21 protein-coding genes and 1 riboswitch are annotated in these 22,106 nt (G+C 51.0%); of the genes, 10 read left to right on the forward strand and 11 right to left on the reverse strand.

From position 1 onward, the window contains the following. The 6 genes from CRO57_RS19200 to gcvA all read right to left on the reverse strand — a co-directional run bounded on the left by CRO57_RS19200 (position 1) and on the right by gcvA (position 8,143). Positions 1-954, reverse strand: a complete 954-nt coding sequence (locus CRO57_RS19200; RefSeq protein WP_097155104.1) for an ABC transporter permease — start codon at positions 952-954, stop codon at positions 1-3. Positions 955-1,255: 301 nt separating this feature from the next. Beyond that, the gene (locus CRO57_RS19205) at positions 1,256-2,740 is read right to left on the reverse strand and encodes an ABC transporter substrate-binding protein (protein WP_097155105.1); all 1,485 of its coding nucleotides are present in this window, start codon (positions 2,738-2,740) and stop codon (positions 1,256-1,258) included. A gap of 87 nt (positions 2,741-2,827) precedes the next feature. Then, on the reverse strand, positions 2,828-4,099 hold the full coding sequence (locus tag CRO57_RS19210; protein WP_097155106.1) for an acetylornithine deacetylase/succinyl-diaminopimelate desuccinylase family protein: 1,272 nt from the start codon (positions 4,097-4,099) through the stop codon (positions 2,828-2,830). Positions 4,100-4,355: 256 nt separating this feature from the next. Further along, positions 4,356-5,579, reverse strand: coding sequence for a CaiB/BaiF CoA transferase family protein (locus CRO57_RS19215; RefSeq protein WP_097155107.1), 1,224 nt, complete (start codon positions 5,577-5,579; stop codon positions 4,356-4,358). Between the two features lie 163 nt (positions 5,580-5,742). After that, complete coding sequence (locus tag CRO57_RS19220; protein ID WP_097155108.1) at positions 5,743-6,930, reverse strand: acyl-CoA dehydrogenase; 1,188 nt, start codon at positions 6,928-6,930, stop codon at positions 5,743-5,745. Between the two features lie 283 nt (positions 6,931-7,213). Continuing rightward, entirely contained in the window at positions 7,214-8,143 is a 930-nt protein-coding gene (gene gcvA / locus CRO57_RS19225; RefSeq protein ID WP_097155109.1) for a transcriptional regulator GcvA, read from the reverse strand. Between the two features lie 364 nt (positions 8,144-8,507). On the opposite strand from gcvA, the gene CRO57_RS19230 reads away from it, so the two are divergent. The 4 genes from CRO57_RS19230 (at position 8,508) to CRO57_RS19245 (ending at position 12,924) form a co-directional block, all read left to right on the forward strand. Continuing rightward, positions 8,508-8,975, forward strand: coding sequence for an Rrf2 family transcriptional regulator (locus CRO57_RS19230; RefSeq protein ID WP_097155110.1), 468 nt, complete (start codon positions 8,508-8,510; stop codon positions 8,973-8,975). A gap of 161 nt (positions 8,976-9,136) precedes the next feature. Beyond that, entirely contained in the window at positions 9,137-9,859 is a 723-nt protein-coding gene (locus CRO57_RS19235; RefSeq protein WP_097155111.1) for an autoinducer binding domain-containing protein, read from the forward strand. An 83-nt stretch (positions 9,860-9,942) separates the two neighbouring features. Then, a riboswitch (TPP riboswitch) is annotated at positions 9,943-10,071 on the forward strand. 180 nt (positions 10,072-10,251) lie between these two features. Beyond that, the gene (gene thiC, locus CRO57_RS19240; RefSeq protein ID WP_097155112.1) at positions 10,252-12,129 is read left to right on the forward strand and encodes a phosphomethylpyrimidine synthase ThiC; all 1,878 of its coding nucleotides are present in this window, start codon (positions 10,252-10,254) and stop codon (positions 12,127-12,129) included. Between the two features lie 198 nt (positions 12,130-12,327). Beyond that, entirely contained in the window at positions 12,328-12,924 is a 597-nt protein-coding gene (locus tag CRO57_RS19245; protein WP_097155113.1) for a hypothetical protein, read from the forward strand. Positions 12,925-13,005: 81 nt separating this feature from the next. Here CRO57_RS19245 and CRO57_RS19250 read toward each other — a convergent pair whose 3' ends face one another. Beyond that, entirely contained in the window at positions 13,006-13,812 is an 807-nt protein-coding gene (locus CRO57_RS19250) for a 3-hydroxybutyrate dehydrogenase (RefSeq protein WP_097155114.1), read from the reverse strand. Positions 13,813-13,956: 144 nt separating this feature from the next. Between CRO57_RS19250 and CRO57_RS19255 the strand changes: the two genes are divergently transcribed. After that, positions 13,957-14,490 (forward strand): Fur family transcriptional regulator, encoded by a 534-nt coding sequence (locus CRO57_RS19255; protein WP_097155115.1) that lies wholly within the window; start codon positions 13,957-13,959, stop codon positions 14,488-14,490. Between the two features lie 123 nt (positions 14,491-14,613). Beyond that, positions 14,614-15,843, forward strand: coding sequence for a flavodoxin-dependent (E)-4-hydroxy-3-methylbut-2-enyl-diphosphate synthase (gene ispG / locus CRO57_RS19260; protein WP_097155116.1), 1,230 nt, complete (start codon positions 14,614-14,616; stop codon positions 15,841-15,843). 233 nt (positions 15,844-16,076) lie between these two features. Here the strand turns inward: ispG and CRO57_RS19265 are convergent, their stop codons facing one another. Further along, positions 16,077-16,685 (reverse strand): LysE family translocator, encoded by a 609-nt coding sequence (locus CRO57_RS19265; protein WP_097155117.1) that lies wholly within the window; start codon positions 16,683-16,685, stop codon positions 16,077-16,079. A 94-nt stretch (positions 16,686-16,779) separates the two neighbouring features. On the opposite strand from CRO57_RS19265, the gene CRO57_RS19270 reads away from it, so the two are divergent. Then, positions 16,780-17,658: a LysR family transcriptional regulator gene (locus CRO57_RS19270; protein ID WP_097155118.1), complete on the forward strand. Its 879-nt coding sequence runs from the start codon at positions 16,780-16,782 to the stop codon at positions 17,656-17,658. 2 nt (positions 17,659-17,660) lie between these two features. Here CRO57_RS19270 and CRO57_RS19275 read toward each other — a convergent pair whose 3' ends face one another. The 3 genes from CRO57_RS19275 to CRO57_RS19285 form a co-directional block, all read right to left on the reverse strand. Then, complete coding sequence (locus CRO57_RS19275; RefSeq protein WP_097155119.1) at positions 17,661-18,584, reverse strand: polyprenyl synthetase family protein; 924 nt, start codon at positions 18,582-18,584, stop codon at positions 17,661-17,663. A 177-nt stretch (positions 18,585-18,761) separates the two neighbouring features. Continuing rightward, entirely contained in the window at positions 18,762-19,283 is a 522-nt protein-coding gene (gene ahpD, locus CRO57_RS19280; protein ID WP_097155120.1) for an alkylhydroperoxidase, AhpD family, read from the reverse strand. Positions 19,284-19,426: 143 nt separating this feature from the next. Continuing rightward, positions 19,427-19,975 carry a peroxiredoxin gene (locus tag CRO57_RS19285; RefSeq protein ID WP_097155121.1) on the reverse strand — a complete coding sequence of 183 codons (549 nt, stop codon included), beginning with the start codon at positions 19,973-19,975 and terminating at the stop codon, positions 19,427-19,429. 190 nt (positions 19,976-20,165) lie between these two features. Between CRO57_RS19285 and CRO57_RS19290 the strand changes: the two genes are divergently transcribed. From CRO57_RS19290 to CRO57_RS19300, 3 genes are all read left to right on the forward strand, one after another. Next, entirely contained in the window at positions 20,166-21,065 is a 900-nt protein-coding gene (locus CRO57_RS19290) for a hydrogen peroxide-inducible genes activator (protein WP_210200944.1), read from the forward strand. Between the two features lie 219 nt (positions 21,066-21,284). Next, on the forward strand, positions 21,285-21,464 hold the full coding sequence (rpmF, locus tag CRO57_RS19295) for a 50S ribosomal protein L32 (RefSeq protein WP_097155122.1): 180 nt from the start codon (positions 21,285-21,287) through the stop codon (positions 21,462-21,464). A 160-nt stretch (positions 21,465-21,624) separates the two neighbouring features. Then, positions 21,625-22,044, forward strand: a complete 420-nt coding sequence (locus CRO57_RS19300) for a hypothetical protein (protein WP_097155123.1) — start codon at positions 21,625-21,627, stop codon at positions 22,042-22,044. The last annotated feature ends 62 nt before the right edge of the window (positions 22,045-22,106 follow it).

Genomic DNA, 22,106 nt, shown 5'->3' on the forward strand with positions numbered 1-22,106 from the left:
CTAAGCCCCCTTTTTCTTGCGAAGGCGCGGGTCAATTGCTGCATAGGTCAGATCAATCACGAAATTGACGATGATGACGGTTGCTACCAGCAGCACAATCACGGCTTTCACGGTGATCAGATCGCGCTGGGTGATGGCCTGAAAGACCAGACGGCCAAGACCGGGCAGGAAGAAAACATTCTCGATGATGACGGTGCCTGCCAGCAGAAAGGAAAATTGCAGACCCAGAATGGTGATGACCGGAATGAGTGCATTACGTAGACCATGACGAAGCAGCGTTTGGGTCTGATTGAGCCCCTTGGCGCGGGCGGTGCGCATATAATCTTCATGGATCACATCCAGCATGGAGGAGCGCATGATGCGGGCCAGGATGGAGGCTTGAGGCAAGGCTAGGGCGATAGCCGGTAACAAAAGCGCTTTCATGCCGGGCCAAAAGCCAGCCTCCCAACCGGGAAAGCCGCCGGACGGGAACCAGCGCAAGGTGACCGCAAAGGCCAGTACCAGCAGCATGGCGAACCAGAAATTGGGAACGGCAATGCCTAGCTGTGTCAGTCCCATCATGCCCCAATCCGGCCATTTGTTGCGAAAGGCTGCAGCCAGCAGCCCCAAGGGCAGGGCTAGTAGGGTCGAAAGTGTCAGGGCGAACAGGGCAAGTGGGAACGAGACGATCAGACGCTCGCTGATCAGATCCAACACCGGGACGGAATAGGTGTAGGATGTGCCAAAGTCCCCGGCAAACATGGATGTAATCCAGTTCCAATAGCGTTCGAGAAGGGGTAGATGCAGGCCGAGTTCCTGCCGCAAAGCTTGCAAGGTATCGGCCTGCGCATTGATGCCGAGGATCAATTCTGCTGGATCACCGGGCAGGATTTCCATGATGGCGAAGATCACAAGAGAGGCTGCCAGAAGCGTCAACGCCAGACTGACAAAGCGCCGAAGTGCAAAGAGAAGCATGAATGGCAGCCTTTCTTAATTTCTTTCTCACGTAATCAAGACGTCTTCACGTTATTCCTGATCTTTCGATCAGGGCTCCAGACAGGGCGCTTCGCACTTGCCTGTCGGCCGTCGCAAAAGAAAGGATTTCCTTTTGCGAGTTCTTGTCCCTTACTGACTATCGAGGGAAAAGAATTCGGCGAAAAGACTTGATTTTCGCCGGGAACCGATAGGTGACCGCAGCTTGACTGCGCCCCTCGGAGGCCCAAGCGAAGCTTGGATTAGCCGTGAGAGGTATCTGTGCGAGAGCTTCTATTCCTGATTAATCCATCCATTCCACGTCGGTCAGATCATTGGCCTGAACGGGGCTGTTGGCCCACAAACCTTTGATCTTGGCATTCCAGACACCGGTTTTTGCCAGCTGGAAGAGATAACCATTCACCGCATCAGCATTCAGCTTTTCTTGAGCTTTCTGCATCAGCTCATTGCGTTTGGTTTCATCACTGGTGGCATTCAACTCTTTAATCAACGCCTTGAAGTTGGCATCTTTGTAATTGAAGTAGTAATCATCACGGGCATAGATGCCGATATCCATTGGTTCGGTATGGGAGACAATGGTCAGATCAAAGTCCTTGCCTTTGAAGACCTGTTTCAGCCATTGGCCCCAGTCAACAGAGATGATTTCCAACTCGATGTCGATTTTCTTCAGATCGGATGCGATGATTAGACCTGAACGCTGAGCATAATCGGTTGGTGGCAGGTGCAGGCGCGCCTTGAAGCCGTTCTCAAGACCTGCTTCAGTCATCAGTGCTTTGGCCTTGTCGAGATCGAAATTATAGACGCCGGACAGGTCTTTGTAGGCCGGATGGTGTGGCGCAAAGTGAGAGCCGATCAAGGTGCCTTGGCCGAACATGGCGCCATCAATGATAGATTGGCGATTGATGGCATGGGCCATGGCCTTGCGAACCCGGACATCCTTGAAATGCTCGGCTTCATTATTGGTAGAGAGGATGGTCTCACCCTCAGTTGTGCCAATCACCACTTTGAAGCGGGGGTCGGATTGCAATTGTGGCAGCATTTCTGGCGCCGTAAATTGTGGGAAGGCATCAACATCTTCTGCCATCAGAGAGGCAATCGCTGCAGTTGCGTCGCCTACAATCTTGAAAGTGGCGTTTTTGAGCTTGGCCGGATCACCCCAGTAAGCATCGTTACGGCTGATGGCGATGCTATCGCCCTTGGTCCATTTGCTGAATTTGAACGGCCCGGTGCCGACGGGATTGGTCTTGTTGGCGTCTGCACTGGCCGGATCCACCATGATGGCATCGCCCCAGCCTAGATTGAACAGCATGTTGCCGGTTGGGCGCTTAAGCTTGACTTCGACCGTGTTGGCATTCTTTGCCGTGACGCTTTCAATTGGCTCGAACAGGGCTTTTTGCGCATTGACGGACTTCTCACCACGGGCACGATCAAGGCTATAGACTACGTCAGATGCATCAAAATCGCTGCCATCATGGAACTTAACACCCTTGCGCAAGGTAAAGGTGTAGGTTTTGCCATCTTCAGAAATGGTCCAGCTTTCGGCCAAGGCAGGTTTGACAGAGCCAGTCTGATCAATGCGGGTCAGACCTTCGAAAATATTGGCATAGACGATCTCATCAATAGCAGCTGCTGCGCCTGCGGTCGGATCCAGATGTGGAGGTTCCAGACGGACACCGATGGTGATGTCATCTTTTGCCGCCAGCGCAGTGGATGCGAGCAGCAAGGAAGCTGTTGCAAATGCGGTCGTCAGTTTGGCAATGGTTTTCATCCTGTGGTCCTCCCGACCTGAGTTTGACCTGTCCTGTCAGCACGGAGTTGACGGGTTTTGTGTTCTATATGGCGTGAGCCTGAATGGTTACTGCTGATCCCCGTTCAGCAGGTTGTGGATGGCTTTCGCCATTACTTTAGCGGAATCGAGCATATCTTCAATGCCCACATATTCGTCCGGTTGATGGGCCAGATCGAGGATACCGGGCCCATAGGCAATACAGTCTTTCAGCTTGCCGATGCGATCGATATGTTTTTGATCATAGGTGCCGGGGGAGATTACATAATCAGGCTGGGTTTCCAGTACATCCGAGATTGCGCTACTCACCGCTTGTACAACCGGTTGCTCCTTGTCGGTCATGGTCGGTTGAACTTCGAACAGATCCTTGATCTCATAGCGGAATTTGTCTCGGTTTTCCGATAATTCATCCAGCAGCTTAGTTATCTCGCCTTTGACCTGATCCAGTTGTTCTTCGATCAGGAAACGGCGATCAATCACCATACGGCAGGAATCGGGAACACATGGGGCAGGCAGGCCGTCATAATCTTCCGACTGGCCACCATGAATTGAATTGATGTTCAGCGTAGATTGACGTGCGCCGGGTGGCACAACAGGCATGTCCGTGCGTTTTTCCGCCAACGCCGGATAGAGCTTTTCTTCAAACTGATCAATCACCGCACCCATATGGCGAACAGCGCAGTCGCCAAGAAAGGGCATCGAGCCATGGGCAATATGGCCATGGGTCTCGATTTCTGCCCACCAGACACCACGGTGACCGAGACAAATACGGTCCTTGTTCAAAGGCTCTGGAATAATAACATGATCAACGCGGTCTTTTGCAAAGAAGCCTTGTTCAGCCAAATAAGCAACGCCGCCATAACCACCGGATTCTTCATCGCAGGTGCCGGAAATCTCAATCGCGCCGGGAAAGTCCGGGTTGGCTTCGATATAAGCTTCGATCGCAATGATGGAGGCGGCAAGCCCGCCTTTCATATCGCAGGCGCCACGACCATATATCTTGCCATCCGCAATTTCGCCGCCAAAAGGATCCTTGGTCCAGCCTTTTCCTACTTCCACCACGTCGATATGGCTGTTGAAATGTACACAAGGGCCCGGGCGGCCGCCTTTCTTGCGAGCGATGATATTGATGCGTGGATATTGATCGCTATCGCCGGGCGTGCCGTGAGCGCGGACATATTGAACATCAAAGCCGCGTTTTTTAAGCCGCTCACCCAGATAATGGGCACAAGGCTCATAGGCTTCGCCAGGAGGATTGATCGTGGGAAAGCGGATCAGATCTTGCGTCAGCGCAATGAGATCTGCTTCCTTATCGTCAATGCGCTGCAAGATGCTATCCATGACCCGGATTCCTCTAGCTGGTCCCAATCTCTGTTTTCAAAATAGAGTCAACAGAATGGAGTGAATTGATCAGCTTTGTCGAGTGGAAACGGGATCGGATGTGTAAAAGGGAGGCTCTTTTTCTCTTGCCGGCTATTCTTCGCTGCGCTCAGGCCTGCGAGGGCACGCTTCGCGCTTGCCTATCGGCCGTCGCAAAAGGAAGGGTTTCCTTTTGCGGGTTCTTGTTCCAAGCAATTCTCTCTGAAGAAAACAATTCTTAAATTATCTTCCCCGAGCTTAACGCTTCCAGTTCGCTCTCATCTTTCCCAAGGAGATTGGCCAACACGCTCAATGTATGTTCGCCCAGCTCTGGTGGGGCAGACTTGTAGCTTGGCGGAGTTTTGGACAGCTTGATCGGGTTGGCGACACCGGGCTGCATGCTGCCATCTTTGGCTGGTACTTCAATAGCCATGCCGCGATGCTTGATTTGCGGTTCTTCAAAGACGCGATCAATGGAGTTGATCGGACCACAAGGAACGCCTGCTTTGCCCAGTTTTTCCATCCAGTAATCAAGCGGTTTATCGGCAGTCACCGCTGTAATCTTGGCGGCCAACACGTCGCGATTTTCCACGCGGTGGCGGTTGGTATCGAAGCGGATATCGCCAGGTAAATCATCAAGGCCTGCAATCGCACAGAATTTGGCGAACTGGCTATCATTGCCAATAGCCAGAATGAAGTGTGCGTCTGACGTCGGGAAGGTTTGGTATGGCACCAGATTGGGATGAGCATTGCCCATATGGGTCGGGGCTTTGCCGGAAACCAGATAATTGGTCGCCTGATTAGCTAGGGTTGCAACCTGAACATCCAGCAAAGCCATATCAATATGCTGGCCTTCGCCAGTTTGATCGCGATAGGCGAGGGCTGCCAGAATACCGATAGTCGAATACAGACCGGTCATGACATCGGCCAGGGCAACGCCCACCTTCATCGGCTCGCCACCCGGGCTGCCTTCTGGTTGGCCGGTCACGCTCATCAGACCACCCATGCCCTGGATCATGAAGTCATAACCCGCTTTGGTGGCATCAGGACCTGTCTGACCGAAGCCGGTGATGGAGCAATAGATCAGGTCGGGCTTGATGGCTTTCAAGCTGTCATAATCAAGGCCATATTTCTTAAGGCCACCAACCTTGTAATTCTCAACCAGAATATCAGACTTGGCGACCAGTTCGCGGATCAGGGCTTGCCCTTCTGGCTTGGTGATATCGATGGTGACGGACTGTTTGTTGCGGTTGGTGCAACCAAAGTAAGCTGCATCCGAACGCTCATTGCCATCCTTGTCCTTCAGGTAGGGAGGGCCCCAACCGCGGGTATCATCTCCAACGCCCGGGCGCTCAACCTTGATGATATCTGCACCGAGATCGCCCAGAATTTGGCCAGACCATGGGCCAGCCAGCACACGGGTAAGATCGAGAACTCGGATATGGGAAAGAGCGCCAGTCATGTCGGGTCCTGAATATGGTCAGGCTCGGACTGGGATCATTGAGAGCACAGTTGACCTGAGAAAAGGAATTGCCCGGCTCAGGAAAGTCGGGCCGGAAAAAGTGAGAGGCGGGTTTGGGGAAAGACATCCCGCCTCTCTGATCTGATCACACAATGAGGAAGGATCAGAAGAATGCCTGCAGGCCGGTCTGGGCGCGGCCCAGAATGAGAGCATGAATGTCGTGGGTGCCCTCATAGGTGTTGACGGTTTCCAAGTTGACCATGTGACGGATCACGTGGAACTCGTCGGAGATGCCGTTGCCACCATGCATGTCACGGGCAATACGAGCGATATCGAGAGATTTACCGCAGTTGTTGCGCTTGATCAGGGAAATATTCTCAACAGGGCAATTGCCTTCGTCCATCATGCGGCCGACGCGCAGGGCGGCTTGAAGACCAAGAGTGATTTCGGTTTGCATGTTTGCCATTTTTAGCTGCATCAACTGTGTCTGAGCCAGCGGACGGCCGAACTGCTTGCGATCAAGGGTGTATTGACGGCCAGCATGCCAGCAGAATTCTGCAGCACCCAGAACGCCCCATGCAATGCCGTAACGCGCTTTGTTCAAGCAGCCGAATGGACCAGCAAGACCGGAAACATTTGGTAGCAGGTTCTCTTCAGGAACCAGAACATTATCAAGAACGATTTCACCGGTAATGGAAGCACGCAGGCTCATTTTGCCTTCGATCTTTGGCGTGGTGAAGCCTTCCATGCCACGCTCGACGATGAAGCCCTTGATCTTGTTTTCATGGGCGTCGGACTTGGCCCAGACAATGGCAATATCAGCGATCGGGGAGTTGGTGATCCACATTTTCGCGCCGTTCAGCTTGTAGCCGCCATCGACTTTCTCTGCGCGGGTTACCATGGAGCCAGGGTCAGAACCATGATCAGGTTCGGTCAGGCCAAAGCAACCAACCATTTCACCTGTTGCCAGTTTCGGCAGATATTTCTTGCGCTGCTCTTCAGTGCCGTAAGAATAGATCGGATGCATGACGAGGGAAGATTGCACGGACATGGCAGAACGATAGCCAGAGTCGACGCGCTCAACTTCGCGGGCAACCAGACCATATGCAACATGGTTGACACCAGCACAGCCATATTCCTCTGGGATGGTGGAGCCAAGGAAACCATTCTCACCCAGCTCGTTCATGATTTCACGATCGAACTTTTCGTGACGATTGGCTTCCAGAATGCGAGGCATCAGACGATCATCACAGAAAGCACGGGCCGCGTCCATGATCATGCGTTCGTCTTCGCTCAGCTGGTCACGAAAATGGAAGGGATCGTCCCAAGAGAATTGTGGTTTGGCGCACATGGCTTTTCCTTAGAGCGGTTTGGCAAGGCGTGCGCGACAAGTCCGAATAGCACGCATGCGTCTCAATCATGTATCCATCAGACAGATAGGTGACTCCGATGGTTCTTAACGGCACAATATCCATCCAGCAGGACAAAGAGAAACGAATAAATTTCAGGGGTGCATGCGTTTTGGTTATGTTAAATTGGCAAGAATTGACTGTTTTGTGCCAGTATAGCTGACGTGTGATGCATTTGTGTCATATTGGTGGATAGACTGTCGCATAGATTGAGGAGTGTCAGCATCAGTCCTGATGCTTGTTCAATTTGTTGATTTCCTTTTTGGCGCTGATGGCCTCGCGCATGATCCAGGTGCGGAAAACCTGCAAATTGGGATTGGCACGTTTGGACTGCGGATAGACAAAATAATAGTCGCCATTGGAACGGGTCAGGTGGCTATCCAGCGCAACCAGATCACCCGATGCAATTTCTTCTTCAACCAGAAATCGTGGCAGCAGTGCGACACCCATCTTGGAGGCCGCAGCGCGAATGACCATATGAAAATGCTCGAACCGTGGGCCAACATGGGGGTTAGGATGATGATGCCCGGTGACATTGAACCAATGGCTCCACAGATTGGGGCGCGAGGTTGCTTGCAGCAGAGGCTGCTCCAGTAGCAGTTGTTCAAGCCCGATTTCATCCCTGCGCCTTAGAAGATCCGGGTGAGCAAGTGGCACGATATATTCGGGCATCAAGGGGTCGGTCAGGGCTCCTGGCCAGGCACCTTCACCAAAATGAAAAGCGGCATCGATATCCTCACCCATGAACTCGAACTGCTCAATCTTGGTGACGATATGAATGAGAACTTCTGGGTGTGCTGCGGTAAATTTGGTCAGACGTGGAACCAGCCAGCGCGCACCGAATGTGGGCAGGCATGCAATAGTGAGTTCGCCACCTTGCCCGCGATAAGCCAATAATTCCAGTGTCGCGGTTTCGATATCCTGTAATTTGGTGCGGATCTTGTGGGCATAGACCTCTCCAGCTTCGGTCAGAACAAGGCCATGGCCGGTGCGTTCAAACAAACGCAGTCCCAGCAGATCTTCCATTGCTCGCATCTGGCGCGAGATGGCGCTTTGAGTCACTCCCAGTTCGCTGGCTGCTTTGGTGAAGCTGAGATGGCGAGCGGCGGCTTCAAAAGCACGCAGTGCACTAAGTGAGGGAAGATATTTCAGCATGGATCATGTGCTTTTGTTATGATGCATTGGAGATTTTGTTATTGATCGACAGCGTAAAGAATGATTTTTCGTATGAAAAGAGGGAAAATCACCAAAGAACCAAAATTTTAAGGCATGCAGGGCATGTATATTGATCATGACAAAGGTCAGCTAAATTAATTTCACATTTATAAAAATAGCTTGTTTGACCCTGATCAGTTGCAAATGCCTTTTCTGTCATTAAATTGATTAGAAACGGGGGCGACATATTTGCGTTGCAAGCGTTTGCCCTTTATATAAAGACTAGACCATTCAAATCAGCACAGGACCAAGTGGCTTGCGTAATGCAGGCAGGATTTGAATTCGTATAGGGAAGTTTTGAACCATGAGACTGACGCAACAGGCAAACTATTCTGTCCGCATCTTGATGTATTGCGCAGCAAAGCGCGAAGAGTTCGCCAAAGTGAGCGAGATCGCTCGCGTATATGATATCTCCGAATATCATCTGTTCAAGATTTTGCCTATTCTGGTTTCCAATGGCTTCATTACCACCCATCGTGGACGCAATGGTGGTTTGAAACTGGCGAAAGAACCTAAGGACATCACCTTGGGTGAGATTATTCGTGCAGCCGAGGAAAATTTCCATTTGGCTGATTGCTTTGATGAAGGCAGCTACGATTGTCCGTTGCTCTCCATGTGTGATTTCAACCATGCACTCAATGATGCTCTGGAAGCTTTTTTGAAAGCGCTGGATAAATATACGCTCGCTGACCTGACGCAAAAAGAAGGCGATATGCGCAATTTGCTGCATATTGAAGATCCCAAGGCTTCTGCCAAGCCTGTCTTAAACTAGAAAAACCACGCCAGGTTGCGCTTGTGCGCAATTAAGCAATTTAGGGTTTGGTTTTTGACCGCGCCCAACCGATTGGCTATGCTGTTTCAATTCAAGTTTATGAGTTGTTACAGAATAAGGTCTGTGTTTCCAGACCGGTCTGATTGGTTGGTAGGCGAGACATGCAATTGCAGAATCGCATTTTTGGATTTCTTGATAAAATTGAGAATGAAAGTCAGGTCGATGGCGTTCTTGAGGCGTTGAAAGGCATATCCAATGACTTCGGATATACTGGCTTTATCATGTGCGGCATTCCCGATACTGGTGAGAACCTTGAAGAATTGATCTTGTTGCAAGGCTGGTCCGAGGATTGGAATGTGCGCTATCTTGATCAGTCTTTCATTGATTTCGATCCGGTCGTGGAACGGGTGCGAACATCTCATCTTCCATTTGAATGGAGTGAAGTCGGTGGCCCCAAGGTCCGACTCTCCAAACAAGCGCGCCAGGTGATGGATGAAGCAGCATCCATTGGCATGCCGGACGGGTTTTGTGTGCCGGTTTATCGACCCGGTGCCTTTCAGGCGGCTCTGTCCTTTGGTGGAGATGGCGTAGAGCTGAGTCCCGATGACAAGCATGCTCTGCATCTAGTCGGTATTTATGCCCATAACCGGGTAAGAGACATGCTTCGAAGCAGTCCTGACAAGCCAAAGAAAAAGCTGACACCGCGTGAATGTGAATGTCTGAAATGGACATCGGTCGGCAAAACGTCGTGGGAAATTTCCCAGATCCTGAACATCTCCCAATATACAGCAGACTGGTATTTGGCGTCAGCCGCCAAGAAACTGGGGGCGGTCAATCGCACGCAAGCCGTGGCGGAGGCTCTTCGTCAGGGTTTGATCAGTTAATTCCCAAAATTACCAACTATTGCAAACGTCTGACGGAGCGCAATCTTGGATTTGACAGCTGCGTCATTTTGTTCCATGTTTCGCGCATTCACCAGGGGGGTTCCGGTAAGGAGCTGAGAGTCTGCTAGCTATGTCCGTTGGACAAGCACCGCAGTGACCCTATGAACCTGATCCAGTTCATACTGGCGTAGGGACGGTGCAGCGATACAGGACCTATCCATCCGGATTTTCTGATTTTGCTTTTATTATGTCAGACCAAACGATCTTGTTTCAGTAAGAGGCGAGTCTGATCATAAAGAAACATCTTCAGTTTCCTCTCTCCGCAATGCGGGCGCTTTATCTTCTCCGCTTGATGCTGGATCTCCAATACGCGAAATGCGCAAGGAGTTCCTATGTCTGCAAATGGCCAAACAAATGGCAAGCAACCATCCAATCAACATACAACCCCGAGTGTGACAACCGGTCCATTGCCGGGTTCGTCCAAGATCTATCAGCCCAGCTTGCTCTATCCGGGCTTGAAGGTTGCGATGCGTGAAATTGCTGTTCATCCAACAGCGGGTGAGCCGCCGGTGCGGGTTTACGATCCATCCGGACCTTATACAGATCCGAACGAGCCAATTGATATTCAGAAAGGCCTGAAGCGCATTCGTGCTGGCTGGGCGGAAGCACGTGGTGACGTGGAGAGCTATGTCGGTCGTGATGTGAAACCGGAAGATAATGGTTTTGCAAAGGGAGATCGTCTCGTGCCGGAATTTCCGGTCAAGCATCAGCCATTGCGCGCCAAGGATGGCAAGGCGATCACGCAAATTGCTTATGCGCGCGCCGGTATCATCACCCCGGAAATGGAATATGTGGCCATTCGCGAAAATCTGGGGCGCGAGGTGCTAGCCGGGAACGTGGAACGCGACGGAGAAGCCTTCGGTGCCTCCATTCCGGATCACGTCACGGCAGAATTTGTTCGTGATGAGATTGCCCGTGGGCGTGCCATCATTCCAAACAATGTCAATCACCCCGAATGTGAGCCGATGATCATTGGCCGAAATTTTCTGGTCAAGATCAATGCTAACATCGGCAACTCAGCCGTGACCTCTTCCATGGCAGAAGAAGTCGACAAGATGGTTTGGGCCACCCGTTGGGGGGCTGATACGGTGATGGACCTCTCGACCGGTCGAAATATCCATAATATCCGCGAATGGATCGTCCGGAACTCTCCAGTGCCGATTGGCACCGTGCCGCTTTATCAGGCATTGGAAAAGGTCAATGGCATTGCCGAGGATCTGAGCTGGGGAGTGTTCCGTGACACGCTGATCGAACAAGCCGAACAGGGCGTTGACTATTTCACCATCCATGCGGGTATAAGACTGCACCATGTTCCCCTGACAGTGGATCGGGTGACCGGCATTGTTTCCCGTGGCGGTTCCATCATGGCCAAATGGTGCCTGCATCATCACAAGGAAAGCTTCCTGTATGAGCATTTCGCCGATATCTGCGACATCATGCGAGCCTATGACGTCTCCTTCTCACTTGGCGATGGATTGCGCCCAGGCTCGATTGCTGATGCCAATGATGCGGCGCAGTTTGCTGAGCTGGAAACCTTGGGTGAGCTGACCAAAATCGCTTGGGAAAAGGATTGTCAGGTCATCATTGAAGGACCAGGCCATGTGCCGATGCACAAGATCAAGGAGAATATGGAGAAGCAACTGAAAGAGTGCGATGAGGCTCCTTTCTATACGCTTGGGCCACTCACCACCGACATTGCGCCGGGTTATGATCACATCACCTCCGGCATTGGTGCCGCCATGATTGGTTGGTTTGGTACTTCAATGCTGTGCTATGTGACGCCCAAGGAGCATCTTGGTTTGCCAAACCGGGATGATGTGAAAACCGGCGTGATCACCTATAAGATTGCCGCTCATGCCGCAGATCTAGCCAAGGGCCATCCGGCGGCGAAATTGCGCGATGATGCCATGTCCCGGGCGCGGTTTGAATTCCGCTGGGAAGATCAGTTCAATCTGGGTTTGGATCCGGAAACCGCGCGATCTTTCCATGATGAAACCTTGCCGGCTGCAGCTCACAAAGTGGCGCATTTCTGCTCCATGTGTGGACCGAAATTCTGCTCCATGCGCATCTCTCATGACATCCGTGCTGAAGCTCAGAAAGAGGGCTTGGCAGCAATGGCGGAGAAGTTCCGTGAGGGGGGAGAGCTGTATCTGCCACTGGAAAATCAGCAAGTGGACTCCACTATCACTGGCTCTTCAATAGATTCCTGATGGAATAATTCATGAAATAGATCAGGGGTTTAAGCCTCTGATCCATTCCGAAGACGATTGCATGCCGGTTTTGACACTGGTGATTTCGACACCCTGAAATCTCAGGGCTGCTCAATATTTTGATGGTTTGATATACTGATAAAGTAGTCGGAATGAGCCTTAGGTTCTGTTCCATCGTGCCCAGACGAGGCTTGGACCATGCCAATTGTTATCGATGAAAGCAATGTAGCGGATCATTCAGATTTGTTGCGATCCTGCTTTGCATTCCGTCGAAGCAATGCCGATGAGTTTATTTTGAAATCCGAACCAGCACTGCAGTTTCGCGAAGTAACCGAAAGCGGACAAGACGGTGCCGTTCGTGATATCCAGATTGGGCAAGCCAGACAGGATTGTTTCGACGGTCAGGGTGTTGCGCATTTTGTTGCAAAGAACGGCGACGATATCATGGCTTATTGTCGTCTCGTTCCCACCACAGGCAATCATCCTGGAGCGACCATATATCCACAAGTTTTCGGCATTGAAGCTTATCCATCTGGTCCGGGAATTGGCGAGCTGTCGCCTATCATTTTGTTAAATGATGAGGCGAGCCACCATAGGCAAATGGAATTGTGTCAGTCTATGGTTGGCGAGATGATAGCTTATTGCAAGGCACGTCGAATCTGGGGGTTGATCTTCACAGTGGAAGCGTCATGGCTGACATGGTTACTAAGTTGCGGCTACGAGATCGTGCCTCTTGGTCTGCCATGTCAGGTTCAGGGCAAGGTGATGGTGCCTTTGCGCATGCGAGTTGGGTAGAGTTCCAATCTGATCTCGCCGCCAAAATCAAAACTCGGCGACAAGAGTTTTCTTGAACTGATGTAGGAACCAAGATGGTTCTTATTTTGCGGTCCAGCCGCCATCAATGCTCATGGTGGTGCCGGTGATGGCGGAGGCTGCATCACTTGCAAGATACATCGCCAATTGTGCCACCTGCTCCACTGTCACGAATTCCTTGGTAGGCTGTGCAGCCAGCAATACATCGCGTTTGACTTGTTCTTCCGTCAGGCCACGAGCTTTCATGGTGTCCGGGATCTGACGCTCGACCAATGGGGTCCAGACATAGCCAGGTGCAATGGCATTGACGGTGATGCCCTGCTCAGCAACTTCCAGGGCGACTGTCTTGGTGAGACCAGCAATGCCATGCTTGGCAGCGACATAAGCAGACTTGTAGGGAGAAGCAACAAGCGCGTGGGCCGATGCGGTATTGATCACCCGACCCCAGCCTTTTTTCTTCATACCCGGTAGAGCCGCACGGATGGTATGGAAGGAAGAGGAAAGATTGATTGCGATGATGGCATCCCATTTGTCGACCGGGAATTCATCAACGGGAGACACGTGCTGGATGCCCGCATTATTGACAACGATATCGACGGCCCCAAATGTCTCGACAGCTTCATCCACCATGGTGGCAATCTCGTCCGGGTTGAGCATGTTGGCACCGTTATAAATGGCTTTCACGCCAAAGTCGCTTTCTATGGTAGCACGGTTCTGTTCTATCTCACTGGCATCGCCAAAACCGTTGAGAATGATATTCGCGCCTTGCTCAGCAAATGCACGGGCAATGGCCAGTCCGATACCACTTGTGGAGCCCGTAACAAGAGCAGTACGGCCAGCATGTGGCTTGTTGGCAGAAGAGTTCGACATAAGGCATCCTCGCAGCTAATGGCCTTGGACTATTGATCCTGTCCACAAAGGGCATATTTAAATCCTGCACCGCAGCATAATTGTTGTGTTAGTCTTATCAAGACCAAATGAAGCTGGTTGGTATAAAGAAGGAGAGTGAGCGTCATGATTGAATTGGAAGATCACGATCATGCCAAATGTGTGGCACGTATTCTCACTCATGCCGAAACTTTATGCCAAAAGCGTGGTGTGCGTTTGACAGAGCAACGGCGAAAGGTTTTAGCCATTCTGGCAGATAGCCATGTGCCTGCATCTGCTTATGATATTTTGGACAAGATCAACCGTCAGGGCAACAAATTGGCGCCAGTCTCCATCTATCGAGCACTGGATTTTCTGACTGCTCAGGGGCTCATTCATCGCATCGAGAGTCGGAATGGCTATGTGGCCTGTACTCATGCTCATGAATCAAATGAGTGTGGTGAAACTGGAAGCTGCGATCCAGAGAATGTCACGGTGTTTCTGCTTTGTGATCAATGTGGTCAGGCAGGGGAATTCCATAGCGAAGCCCTACAGGGTTTGCTGGACAAGATTGCGGCTACTGAGAGATTTAGGGCCAATGCTCCGATTTTGGAAATTTCCGGGACATGTGCGCAATGTCAGGATAGCTCAATAGAGCCATTGGAAGCGCATGAGGCCTGATTTCTGGCTTTTCTGTTTGGGCCGTGGTTGCACCGCCATGTTTGGAATGCCATATAGACGCCAAATGAGTTTGCTTTGATCGGAAGACTTCTTTTCCATCGCTTGAGTCAAGTGTGAGGGACTATGCCCGTACTTTCCGCGCCTTTGGAGCGCCGCATTACCAAAGCGGTGCAGATTGATCATGTGACAGTGGGTGGTGGTGCACCTGTTGTCGTTCAATCCATGACCAATACTGATACTGCTGATGTGGATGCGACGGTGCAACAGGTTGCTGCCTTGCATAAGGCTGGCTCCGAGTTGGTTCGAATTACTGTGGATCGTGATGAAGCAGCCAAGGCTGTGCCATTGGTTCGAGACCGCTTGGATCGTCTGGGTATTGACGTGCCGCTGATCGGCGATTTTCATTATATTGGCCATAAACTGCTGACCGAGCATCCGGCCTGTGCAGAAGCGCTTGCCAAATATCGCATCAACCCGGGTAATGTTGGTTTCAAGGCGCGTAAGGACATTCAATTCGGCACACTTATTGATTTGGCCCAGAAATACAATAAAGCCATTCGCATCGGTGTGAACTGGGGTTCGCTTGATCAGGAATTGCTGACCCGTTTGATGGATGAGAATTCGGCTAGTGAAAATCCGTTGCCAGCAGAAAAAGTGATGCATGAAGCCATCATTCAGTCTGCACTTTTGTCCGCCAAGAGGGCTGAGGAATTGGGCCTTGGTGCTGACAAGATCATCCTGTCAGCCAAGGTTTCTCAAGTACAGGATCTGGTGGCGGTCTATACCGAACTGGCACGCCGTTCCGACTATGCCACTCATCTTGGCCTGACCGAAGCGGGTATGGGATCCAAGGGTATTGTGGCCTCGTCCGCTGCCTTGGGCCTTTTGCTGCAGCAGGGCATTGGCGATACAATTCGTATCTCTCTGACGCCAGAGCCGGGTGGAGATAGGACCCGTGAGGTTCAGGTCGCGCAGGAATTGCTGCAGACCATGGGGTTTCGATCCTTCATTCCTATCGTTGCAGCTTGTCCCGGCTGTGGCCGGACAACATCGACAGTCTTCCAGGAATTGGCACAGGAAATCCAGGAAGATATTCGCACCCATATGCCGGTCTGGCGTGAGAAATATCCCGGTGTGGAAGCGCTCAATGTTGCGGTCATGGGCTGTATAGTGAATGGTCCTGGCGAATCCAAGCATGCCGATATTGGCATCTCGCTTCCGGGTACCGGTGAGACGCCTGCAGCACCTGTCTTTGTCGATGGGGAAAAGAAAGCAACCTTGCGCGGTGAGAATATCGCCAAGGATTTCCATGAAATGGTGCTTAATTATATCGACAATCGCTTTGGTGCCTAGTCACCCGAATCTAAAGTTCGTCGCATTGAACAGCGAGCACCGAACGAATTTTAGATTCAAAAGGGTGACTAGCAAATATATGTTTCTAGTGTGGTTTTAGGAATCGAAATAGGCAAGTGAACCTGTCGATAAATGATGCCTATTTCAATTCCACCACACTAGGTTGACCATTGTATGATCAAGATTTTATAAGCCCGGTCAATTTGGCCGGGCTTATACATTTGGAGACGGGTTCAAAGATATGGTTGCAGCGCCAAAAAGAGCGCAAGCAAGATCAATGCTCCACCCATGATCCGGTTGAACAGGCAGAGCGTGCGTTGATTTGAGAGCAAATGAGAGATTTGTGTTCCTGCGACTGCCCAGCTTCCCACGCCCACAAAGCAGACAATCAGATAGATGAGCGTGAAGAGTGCCAGCAGTTCCGGTGCATTGCTGGTTTGGAAAGCGGCATGCCCAGCCAGACAACTGCCCCAGGCTTTGGGATTGAGCCATTGCAATAGAAAACCATGCATGAAGCCACCACCATTATTCTGATTGGTCGAGATAGGACTCTGACTGGTGAAGATCTTGTAACCCAGATAGGCGATGAAGAGAGAACCAAGGAGGTTGAAGATTGTCAGCAGGGGTTGGTAGGTGGTCAATAATTGCTCCATGCCCAAACCCAAAAGTGCAAGAAGAACAGTGAAGCCGATTGTCGCACCGGAGACAAAAGCGAAAGCTTGCCGTTTGTGCTTTTGAGTGCCCAAGGATAGAGCAATGAAGTTCACCGGGCCGGGTGAAATGGAGGTTGTGAGGGAAAAAAGTGCCATAGGCAAAATAGCAGTGGCGAGTTGGCTGATCATGGAGCGTGTCCTCTTTTTGAGGAACCAGTCTATTCAGATCTGTTTTGATTGATTAGATTGCTTAATTAGATTTGATTGTTTGGAAGGGCGAACAATGATTGATGAATTGCGGGCCTTAGCCATCTTTGCGGAGACTGTGCGGCAGGGGTCCTTTCGAGGAGCAGCACGCAAGCTTGATCTGGCGCCATCTTCTGTCAGCTATAACATTGCCGAGTTGGAAAAACGGCTTGGCACGGCACTTCTCTACAGATCCACCCGGAAATTGTCTCTGACTGCCGATGGAGAAGCCTTGCTTCAGTATGCCTTGCGCATGATTGCAGAGGCTGAAAAAGGCCTCTCCAATCTGCAGCAAAGTGATGGGGCGTTGAAGGGCGCATTATGCGTCACAGCTACATCGGTTCTCATGCATGCTCCGATCAATTGCATTCTTGGTGAGTTTGCCAAGGTCCATTCCGGCCTTACTCTGTCGGTGAATTATAGTGATCATCGCTCTGATCTTTTGTCGGACGGTGTGGATGTGGCTTTTCGGGCAGGCAAAATGGAGGATAGCAGCCTTAAAAGCCGCAAGATCGGTGAGATCAAACGAAAGCTGGTTTGTTCGCCAGACTATTTGGCAGGGCGTGAACCGCCCAAGAGCCTGGATGACTTAAAGGATTGGGCATGGATTCAGCTGGAAATGATGCCGCCCAAACGCCCATTCCTGGCGATGGATGGCAAGCGGATTGAGGTTTCTTATGATCCTGTGCTGACCGTCAACAGCGTGCAGGCCATGACGCAATTCTGCTTGCAAGGGCTGGGGCTGTCCACACCGCCGGATTTTCTGGCCGATGAGGCATTGGTCAGAGGAGATCTGATTGAGTTGTTACCTGATTATCAGACAGAGCCCATGCCGCTTTATATGGTTTGGCCGGATGTCGGAGTGAATTTGCGGGCAACCCGTGCCTTGATCGATTTTGTTGTTGAACGCCTTTGAAATCAATTTTTGCGTTTTGCGATGAATTCGGCCGCAGCGACCAGAATGTCTGCATGATCACCAAATGGCTGCAGCATCTTGTGGCTGTCTTCGATCAGGTCTTCCAGTATGGCCTTGGTTTTCTCCAGTCCATAGAGGCTGACAAGGGTAGCTTTATTGGTGTTCAGATCTTTGCCTGCAGTCTTGCCCAATTGCTCAGAGCTTGCTGTGACATCCAAAAGATCGTCGGCCAGTTGGAAGGCGAGGCCAATATGAGTACCAAAGTCACGCATGATCTGGCGGGTTTGATCGTCGCTTTTAGCCAGAATGGCCCCTGCCTCACAGGCATAACGCAAAAGCGCACCTGTCTTCATGGCTTGCATTTGCTTGATTTCGTCTTCGGTGCGATTACGTCCTTCCGACTCGATATCAAGGCTTTGTCCGCCTGCCATGCCGCCAACACCGGCATTTTGCGCAAGACCCAGAACCAGCTCCGCACGAATGGCTGGGTTCGGATGGGTTGCTTCATCACTCAGGATGTCAAAGGCCATGGTGAGAAGCGCATCGCCTGCCAGAATGGCGGTGGCTTCATCAAAGGCGATATGGATGGTCGGTTTGCCACGGCGTAAATCATCATCGTCCATTGCCGGCAGATCATCATGGATAAGGCTATAGCAATGCACGCATTCCAAAGCGCAAGCGGCACGCAGAACACCTGGATGATCTGTACCCAGCATGCGAGCCACTTCAAGCATTAGAAACGGACGGATGCGTTTGCCACCATTCAGAACGCCATGCTGCATGGCCAAGAGAAGTCTTTCCGGGCGCGTTCGTTCTGCTCCATGAGGTGTATCGCTCAGGAGATCTTGCAGTTTTGCCTGGACCAGTTCTGCGTCTTCTTTCAGGCGCTGGAGAAACATATCTTGCTTTGACAAGGTGGGGGACATGAGTGGTTCTGATCGGTTTGCTGTATCGGTGACAGAAAGCCTCATGTCTGAAAAACAGGCATCGGCGTGGTTATGCTCTTGCCGATGCCTGTTTTTTACCGCGCCGTCAAGGGGGAAGAGGTGACGCGGTGTTGGTTTATACCAACGAAGAGCAAGATCATCATGATCTGTACTGAATTATTCAGCTGCTTCCAGTGCGATGGCCGCAGACTGGATGATGGCAGCGAAGCGGATGGAGATCTGTACTTGCTCTGCAGTCACACCATGCTGACGCAAGGTATTTTCGTGGCTATCGATGCACATGCCGCAGCCATTCATGGCAGATACCGCAAGGCTCCAAAGTTCAAAGTCGATTTTATCAACACCGGGACGGGCGATGAAATTCATACGCAACTTGGCAGGGATGGTGCCATATTCCTTGTTGGAAGCCATATGCACGAAGCGATAATAAATATTGTTCATACCCATCAGGGTTGCCGCGCCTTTGGCCGCTGTCAGAGCTTCTGCTGAGAGTTTGTCTGCGGCTTCGGCAAGAAAAGCATCTTTGACGGTTTTGTTGCGGGTGGCAATGGCGCAGGCAACCATCAGACCATATTTCTGCTGTTCGGACAGGGCTTCTTCGCCAGAAATATTGGAAAGGTTCAGTTTCACGTCTTTGGCAAAGTCTGGCATTTGGGACTTCAGAGCATCAATGGTCATGGTGGTCTCCATATGAATTGGGCACGCAGCATCACTCTCGCGCGATCTCGCACAAGGGGAGCTTGGTTGAATTGTCGGAAAAAAGCATGAAAGGTCAGGGAAACGAGGGCAGGATCTCCTGCCCTCTGAAACGATTGCTCGGATTAGCCGAGAACTGCACCGCCAACTTCGCGGTTACATGGGCAGAGTTCGTCTGTCTGCAGCGCATCCAGAACACGCAGGGTGTCTTTAGGGTTACGGCCAACATTGAGGTTGGTTGCGTAAACATGCTGGATGGTGTTGTCCGGATCAACAACATAGGTGTAGCGATATGCAACACCGTCTGGATGGCGAACGCCAAGACCGTCAACGAGGGAACCATTGGTGTCAGCAAACATCCAGATTGGCAGTTTGTTGAGATCTGGATGATCACGACGCCACGCCAGTTTACAGAATTCGTTATCGGTGGAGCCGCCAAGAACAACAGCATCACGATCTTCGAACTCTTCGTTCAGGCGAGCGAATTCAGCAATCTCGGTTGGGCAGACAAAGGTGAAATCTTTTGGGTAGAAGAAGATCACTTTCCATTTGCCGTCAAAGCTTTTCTCGGTAATGTCTTCGAACGCGTTCTCACCATTTTCAACGATGTCATTGAAGCCGGGCTTTACACCAACAACTTTAAATTCAGGAAGCTTATCACCAATACCGTGCATGTTCTTTCTCCAGGGTTGAACAGACTGTGTTTCCGAAAATGACTGGGATGTCATTATTAGAATGATTCAAATATCTGCCCCTTATGAAGCATATCTGACAAATGGACGCAAACCTCAAATTTCGAATTTACTGATCGATTTTTTCGATTATATACTAATACGTAGTTCGATAATCTCTTTCAGGTGATGAATGACCATTCGCCCTACATTGCGGCAGTTGCATTATCTGTGTGTGTTGGCGCAGAAAGGCTCTTTTCGTGGAGCAGCAGAAGCTTGTTTTGTCTCGCAATCCACCTTGTCGTCAGGCATCAAGCAGTTGGAAGACAGTCTGCAGATTTCGCTGGTAGATAGAGGCAGTCCTCAGTTTCTCCTGACGTCCGCTGGTGAGACAGTGCTTGAACGTGCACAAATCCTCTTGCGAGATGTGGATGATCTTGTCGCCAGCGTTCAACAGAGCGAGAGCCTGCTATCTGGAAAATTCCGTTTGGGGATCATTCCTTCCGTCGGCCCTTTCCTTCTGCCCAGGGCCTTGCCGAGTTTGCGAAAGGCTTATCCGGATTTACGCCTCTATTTGCGCGAATCCCTGACGCGGGATCTATTGACGGATTTGCGCGCAGGACGGCTGGATGCAGCCGTACTGGCACTTCCCTATAGAATGGATGATCTTTGCATACATGTATTCGGGCGGGATCGCTTTCAGATCGCTGTTCCCAAAGGGCATGATTTATGTACAAAGACCATGGTGGCAAAAACGGACTTGCGGGAAGAGACGCTTATTTTGCTCGAAGACGGGCATTGCCTGCGTGATCATATCCTGGCCAGTTTGAAACGAGGACTGAATGAAGGGGATGATGTGCATGCGACCAGCCTGATCACCATTGTGCAAATGGTGGCCAACGGCCTTGGCGTAACGCTGCTGCCTGAACTTGCGGTACGTGCGGGCCTTGCCAATGGGCTCGATCTGAAACTCTTGCCAATGGAGGGGAAAGAGGCGGAACGTGAGTTGGCGCTGGTATGGCGGCCGCACTCAGCTTTGGAGCAAAATTGTACTCCGCTTGCTGAGCATCTCGCTCAATTCGTCGGGGTATAAGAACTGCCCCACGCTGGTTTGAGCGCTGCTTTATGGTAAAGAAGCGATGAAAACCGGGTAGAAGCAAAAAGAATCGCCAAAAAAGCGCGCATTTTTTGCCAAGGCATCTGGTCAAGATGAGATTCCTTCTGTATAAGGCGCGCAATCTCTGACAATTATGTGCAGATTCCGGGACGGCTATGTCCATTATTTCCCGGTAAAGACGACGGAGTTTTGACCATGGCTGTGCCAAAGAAAAAAGTGACCCGCATGAAGCGTGGCTTCCGCCGCTCTGCGGACGCACTCAAGCAGTCGGTCTATGTCGAAGATAAGGATTCTGGCGAGCTGCGCCGTCCTCATCATATCGATTTGAAGACCGGCATGTATCGTGGTCGTCAGGTTCTGGAAGCCAAAGACTAAGTCTTTGCTCCTCTGATGATATCACAAAGTTTCAAGAAGGCCGGATCCTTGTGGATCCGGCCTTCTTGCGTCTTGAATGACTTTTCCTTCCCATCGGCTTTGTTTGGCCATGGAGTGGTGTTAGCGTCAGTTTGATGATTCTGGATATCGGATTTGAACCATGATCTTTAACATTCCGCTGCTGATTGCACCTTTGGTGGTCTATAACGCTTTTGCGTTTGGTTTTTTTGGCGATGCAATTGGTGATCCATGGAGCGCACCAATCTTCACCATTCAGATGGTATCAAGTGCGCGATGGACATTGACCCTTGGGGATCTGATGATTGTCGCAGCTTTGATCCTGCTTTTCATCGAAATTTTGAAAGCCACTCGCACGGGGATGGGATCCATCGTCGATCACATATTGTCCACTTTGGTCTTTGTGGTCTATCTGATTGAATTCCTGCTGGTGCGTGAAACAGCAACCTCGGTTTTCTTCATTCTGATGATTATTGCAGCCATTGATGTGATAGCCGGATATTCGGTGACCATTCGCAGTGCGCGACGGGATCTGACCATGGGACCGGGTGGCTATCCGTAAGGATGAACAGGTCAAGAGATGAGCCAACAAAAAACGCCGGTTATTGTACCCGGCGTTTTTGT

The sequence above is a fragment of the Cohaesibacter gelatinilyticus genome, assembly GCF_900215605.1.
Taxonomy (GTDB): domain Bacteria; phylum Pseudomonadota; class Alphaproteobacteria; order Rhizobiales; family Cohaesibacteraceae; genus Cohaesibacter; species Cohaesibacter gelatinilyticus.

Bases quoted from the DNA above. Each gene is read 5' to 3' on its own strand.
- ispG (WP_097155116.1), top strand. From the start codon at position 14,614: ATGCCCGTACTTTCCGCGCCTTTGGAGCGCCGCATTACCAAAGCGGTG.
- CRO57_RS19265 (WP_097155117.1), bottom strand. From the start codon at position 16,685: ATGATCAGCCAACTCGCCACTGCTATTTTGCCTATGGCACTTTTTTCC.
- CRO57_RS19275 (WP_097155119.1), bottom strand. From the start codon at position 18,584: ATGTCCCCCACCTTGTCAAAGCAAGATATGTTTCTCCAGCGCCTGAAA.
- CRO57_RS19250 (WP_097155114.1), bottom strand. From the start codon at position 13,812: ATGTCGAACTCTTCTGCCAACAAGCCACATGCTGGCCGTACTGCTCTT.
- gcvA (WP_097155109.1), bottom strand. From the start codon at position 8,143: ATGCTGAAATATCTTCCCTCACTTAGTGCACTGCGTGCTTTTGAAGCC.
- rpmF (WP_097155122.1), top strand. From the start codon at position 21,285: ATGGCTGTGCCAAAGAAAAAAGTGACCCGCATGAAGCGTGGCTTCCGC.
- CRO57_RS19235 (WP_097155111.1), top strand. From the start codon at position 9,137: ATGCAATTGCAGAATCGCATTTTTGGATTTCTTGATAAAATTGAGAAT.
- CRO57_RS19205 (WP_097155105.1), bottom strand. From the start codon at position 2,740: ATGAAAACCATTGCCAAACTGACGACCGCATTTGCAACAGCTTCCTTG.
- CRO57_RS19230 (WP_097155110.1), top strand. From the start codon at position 8,508: ATGAGACTGACGCAACAGGCAAACTATTCTGTCCGCATCTTGATGTAT.
- CRO57_RS19270 (WP_097155118.1), top strand. From the start codon at position 16,780: ATGATTGATGAATTGCGGGCCTTAGCCATCTTTGCGGAGACTGTGCGG.
- CRO57_RS19215 (WP_097155107.1), bottom strand. From the start codon at position 5,579: ATGACTGGCGCTCTTTCCCATATCCGAGTTCTCGATCTTACCCGTGTG.
- CRO57_RS19290 (WP_210200944.1), top strand. From the start codon at position 20,166: ATGACCATTCGCCCTACATTGCGGCAGTTGCATTATCTGTGTGTGTTG.
- CRO57_RS19210 (WP_097155106.1), bottom strand. From the start codon at position 4,099: ATGGATAGCATCTTGCAGCGCATTGACGATAAGGAAGCAGATCTCATT.
- thiC (WP_097155112.1), top strand. From the start codon at position 10,252: ATGTCTGCAAATGGCCAAACAAATGGCAAGCAACCATCCAATCAACAT.
- ahpD (WP_097155120.1), bottom strand. From the start codon at position 19,283: ATGACCATTGATGCTCTGAAGTCCCAAATGCCAGACTTTGCCAAAGAC.
- CRO57_RS19300 (WP_097155123.1), top strand. From the start codon at position 21,625: ATGATCTTTAACATTCCGCTGCTGATTGCACCTTTGGTGGTCTATAAC.
- CRO57_RS19285 (WP_097155121.1), bottom strand. From the start codon at position 19,975: ATGCACGGTATTGGTGATAAGCTTCCTGAATTTAAAGTTGTTGGTGTA.
- CRO57_RS19255 (WP_097155115.1), top strand. From the start codon at position 13,957: ATGATTGAATTGGAAGATCACGATCATGCCAAATGTGTGGCACGTATT.
- CRO57_RS19200 (WP_097155104.1), bottom strand. From the start codon at position 954: ATGCTTCTCTTTGCACTTCGGCGCTTTGTCAGTCTGGCGTTGACGCTT.
- CRO57_RS19220 (WP_097155108.1), bottom strand. From the start codon at position 6,930: ATGTGCGCCAAACCACAATTCTCTTGGGACGATCCCTTCCATTTTCGT.
- CRO57_RS19245 (WP_097155113.1), top strand. From the start codon at position 12,328: ATGCCAATTGTTATCGATGAAAGCAATGTAGCGGATCATTCAGATTTG.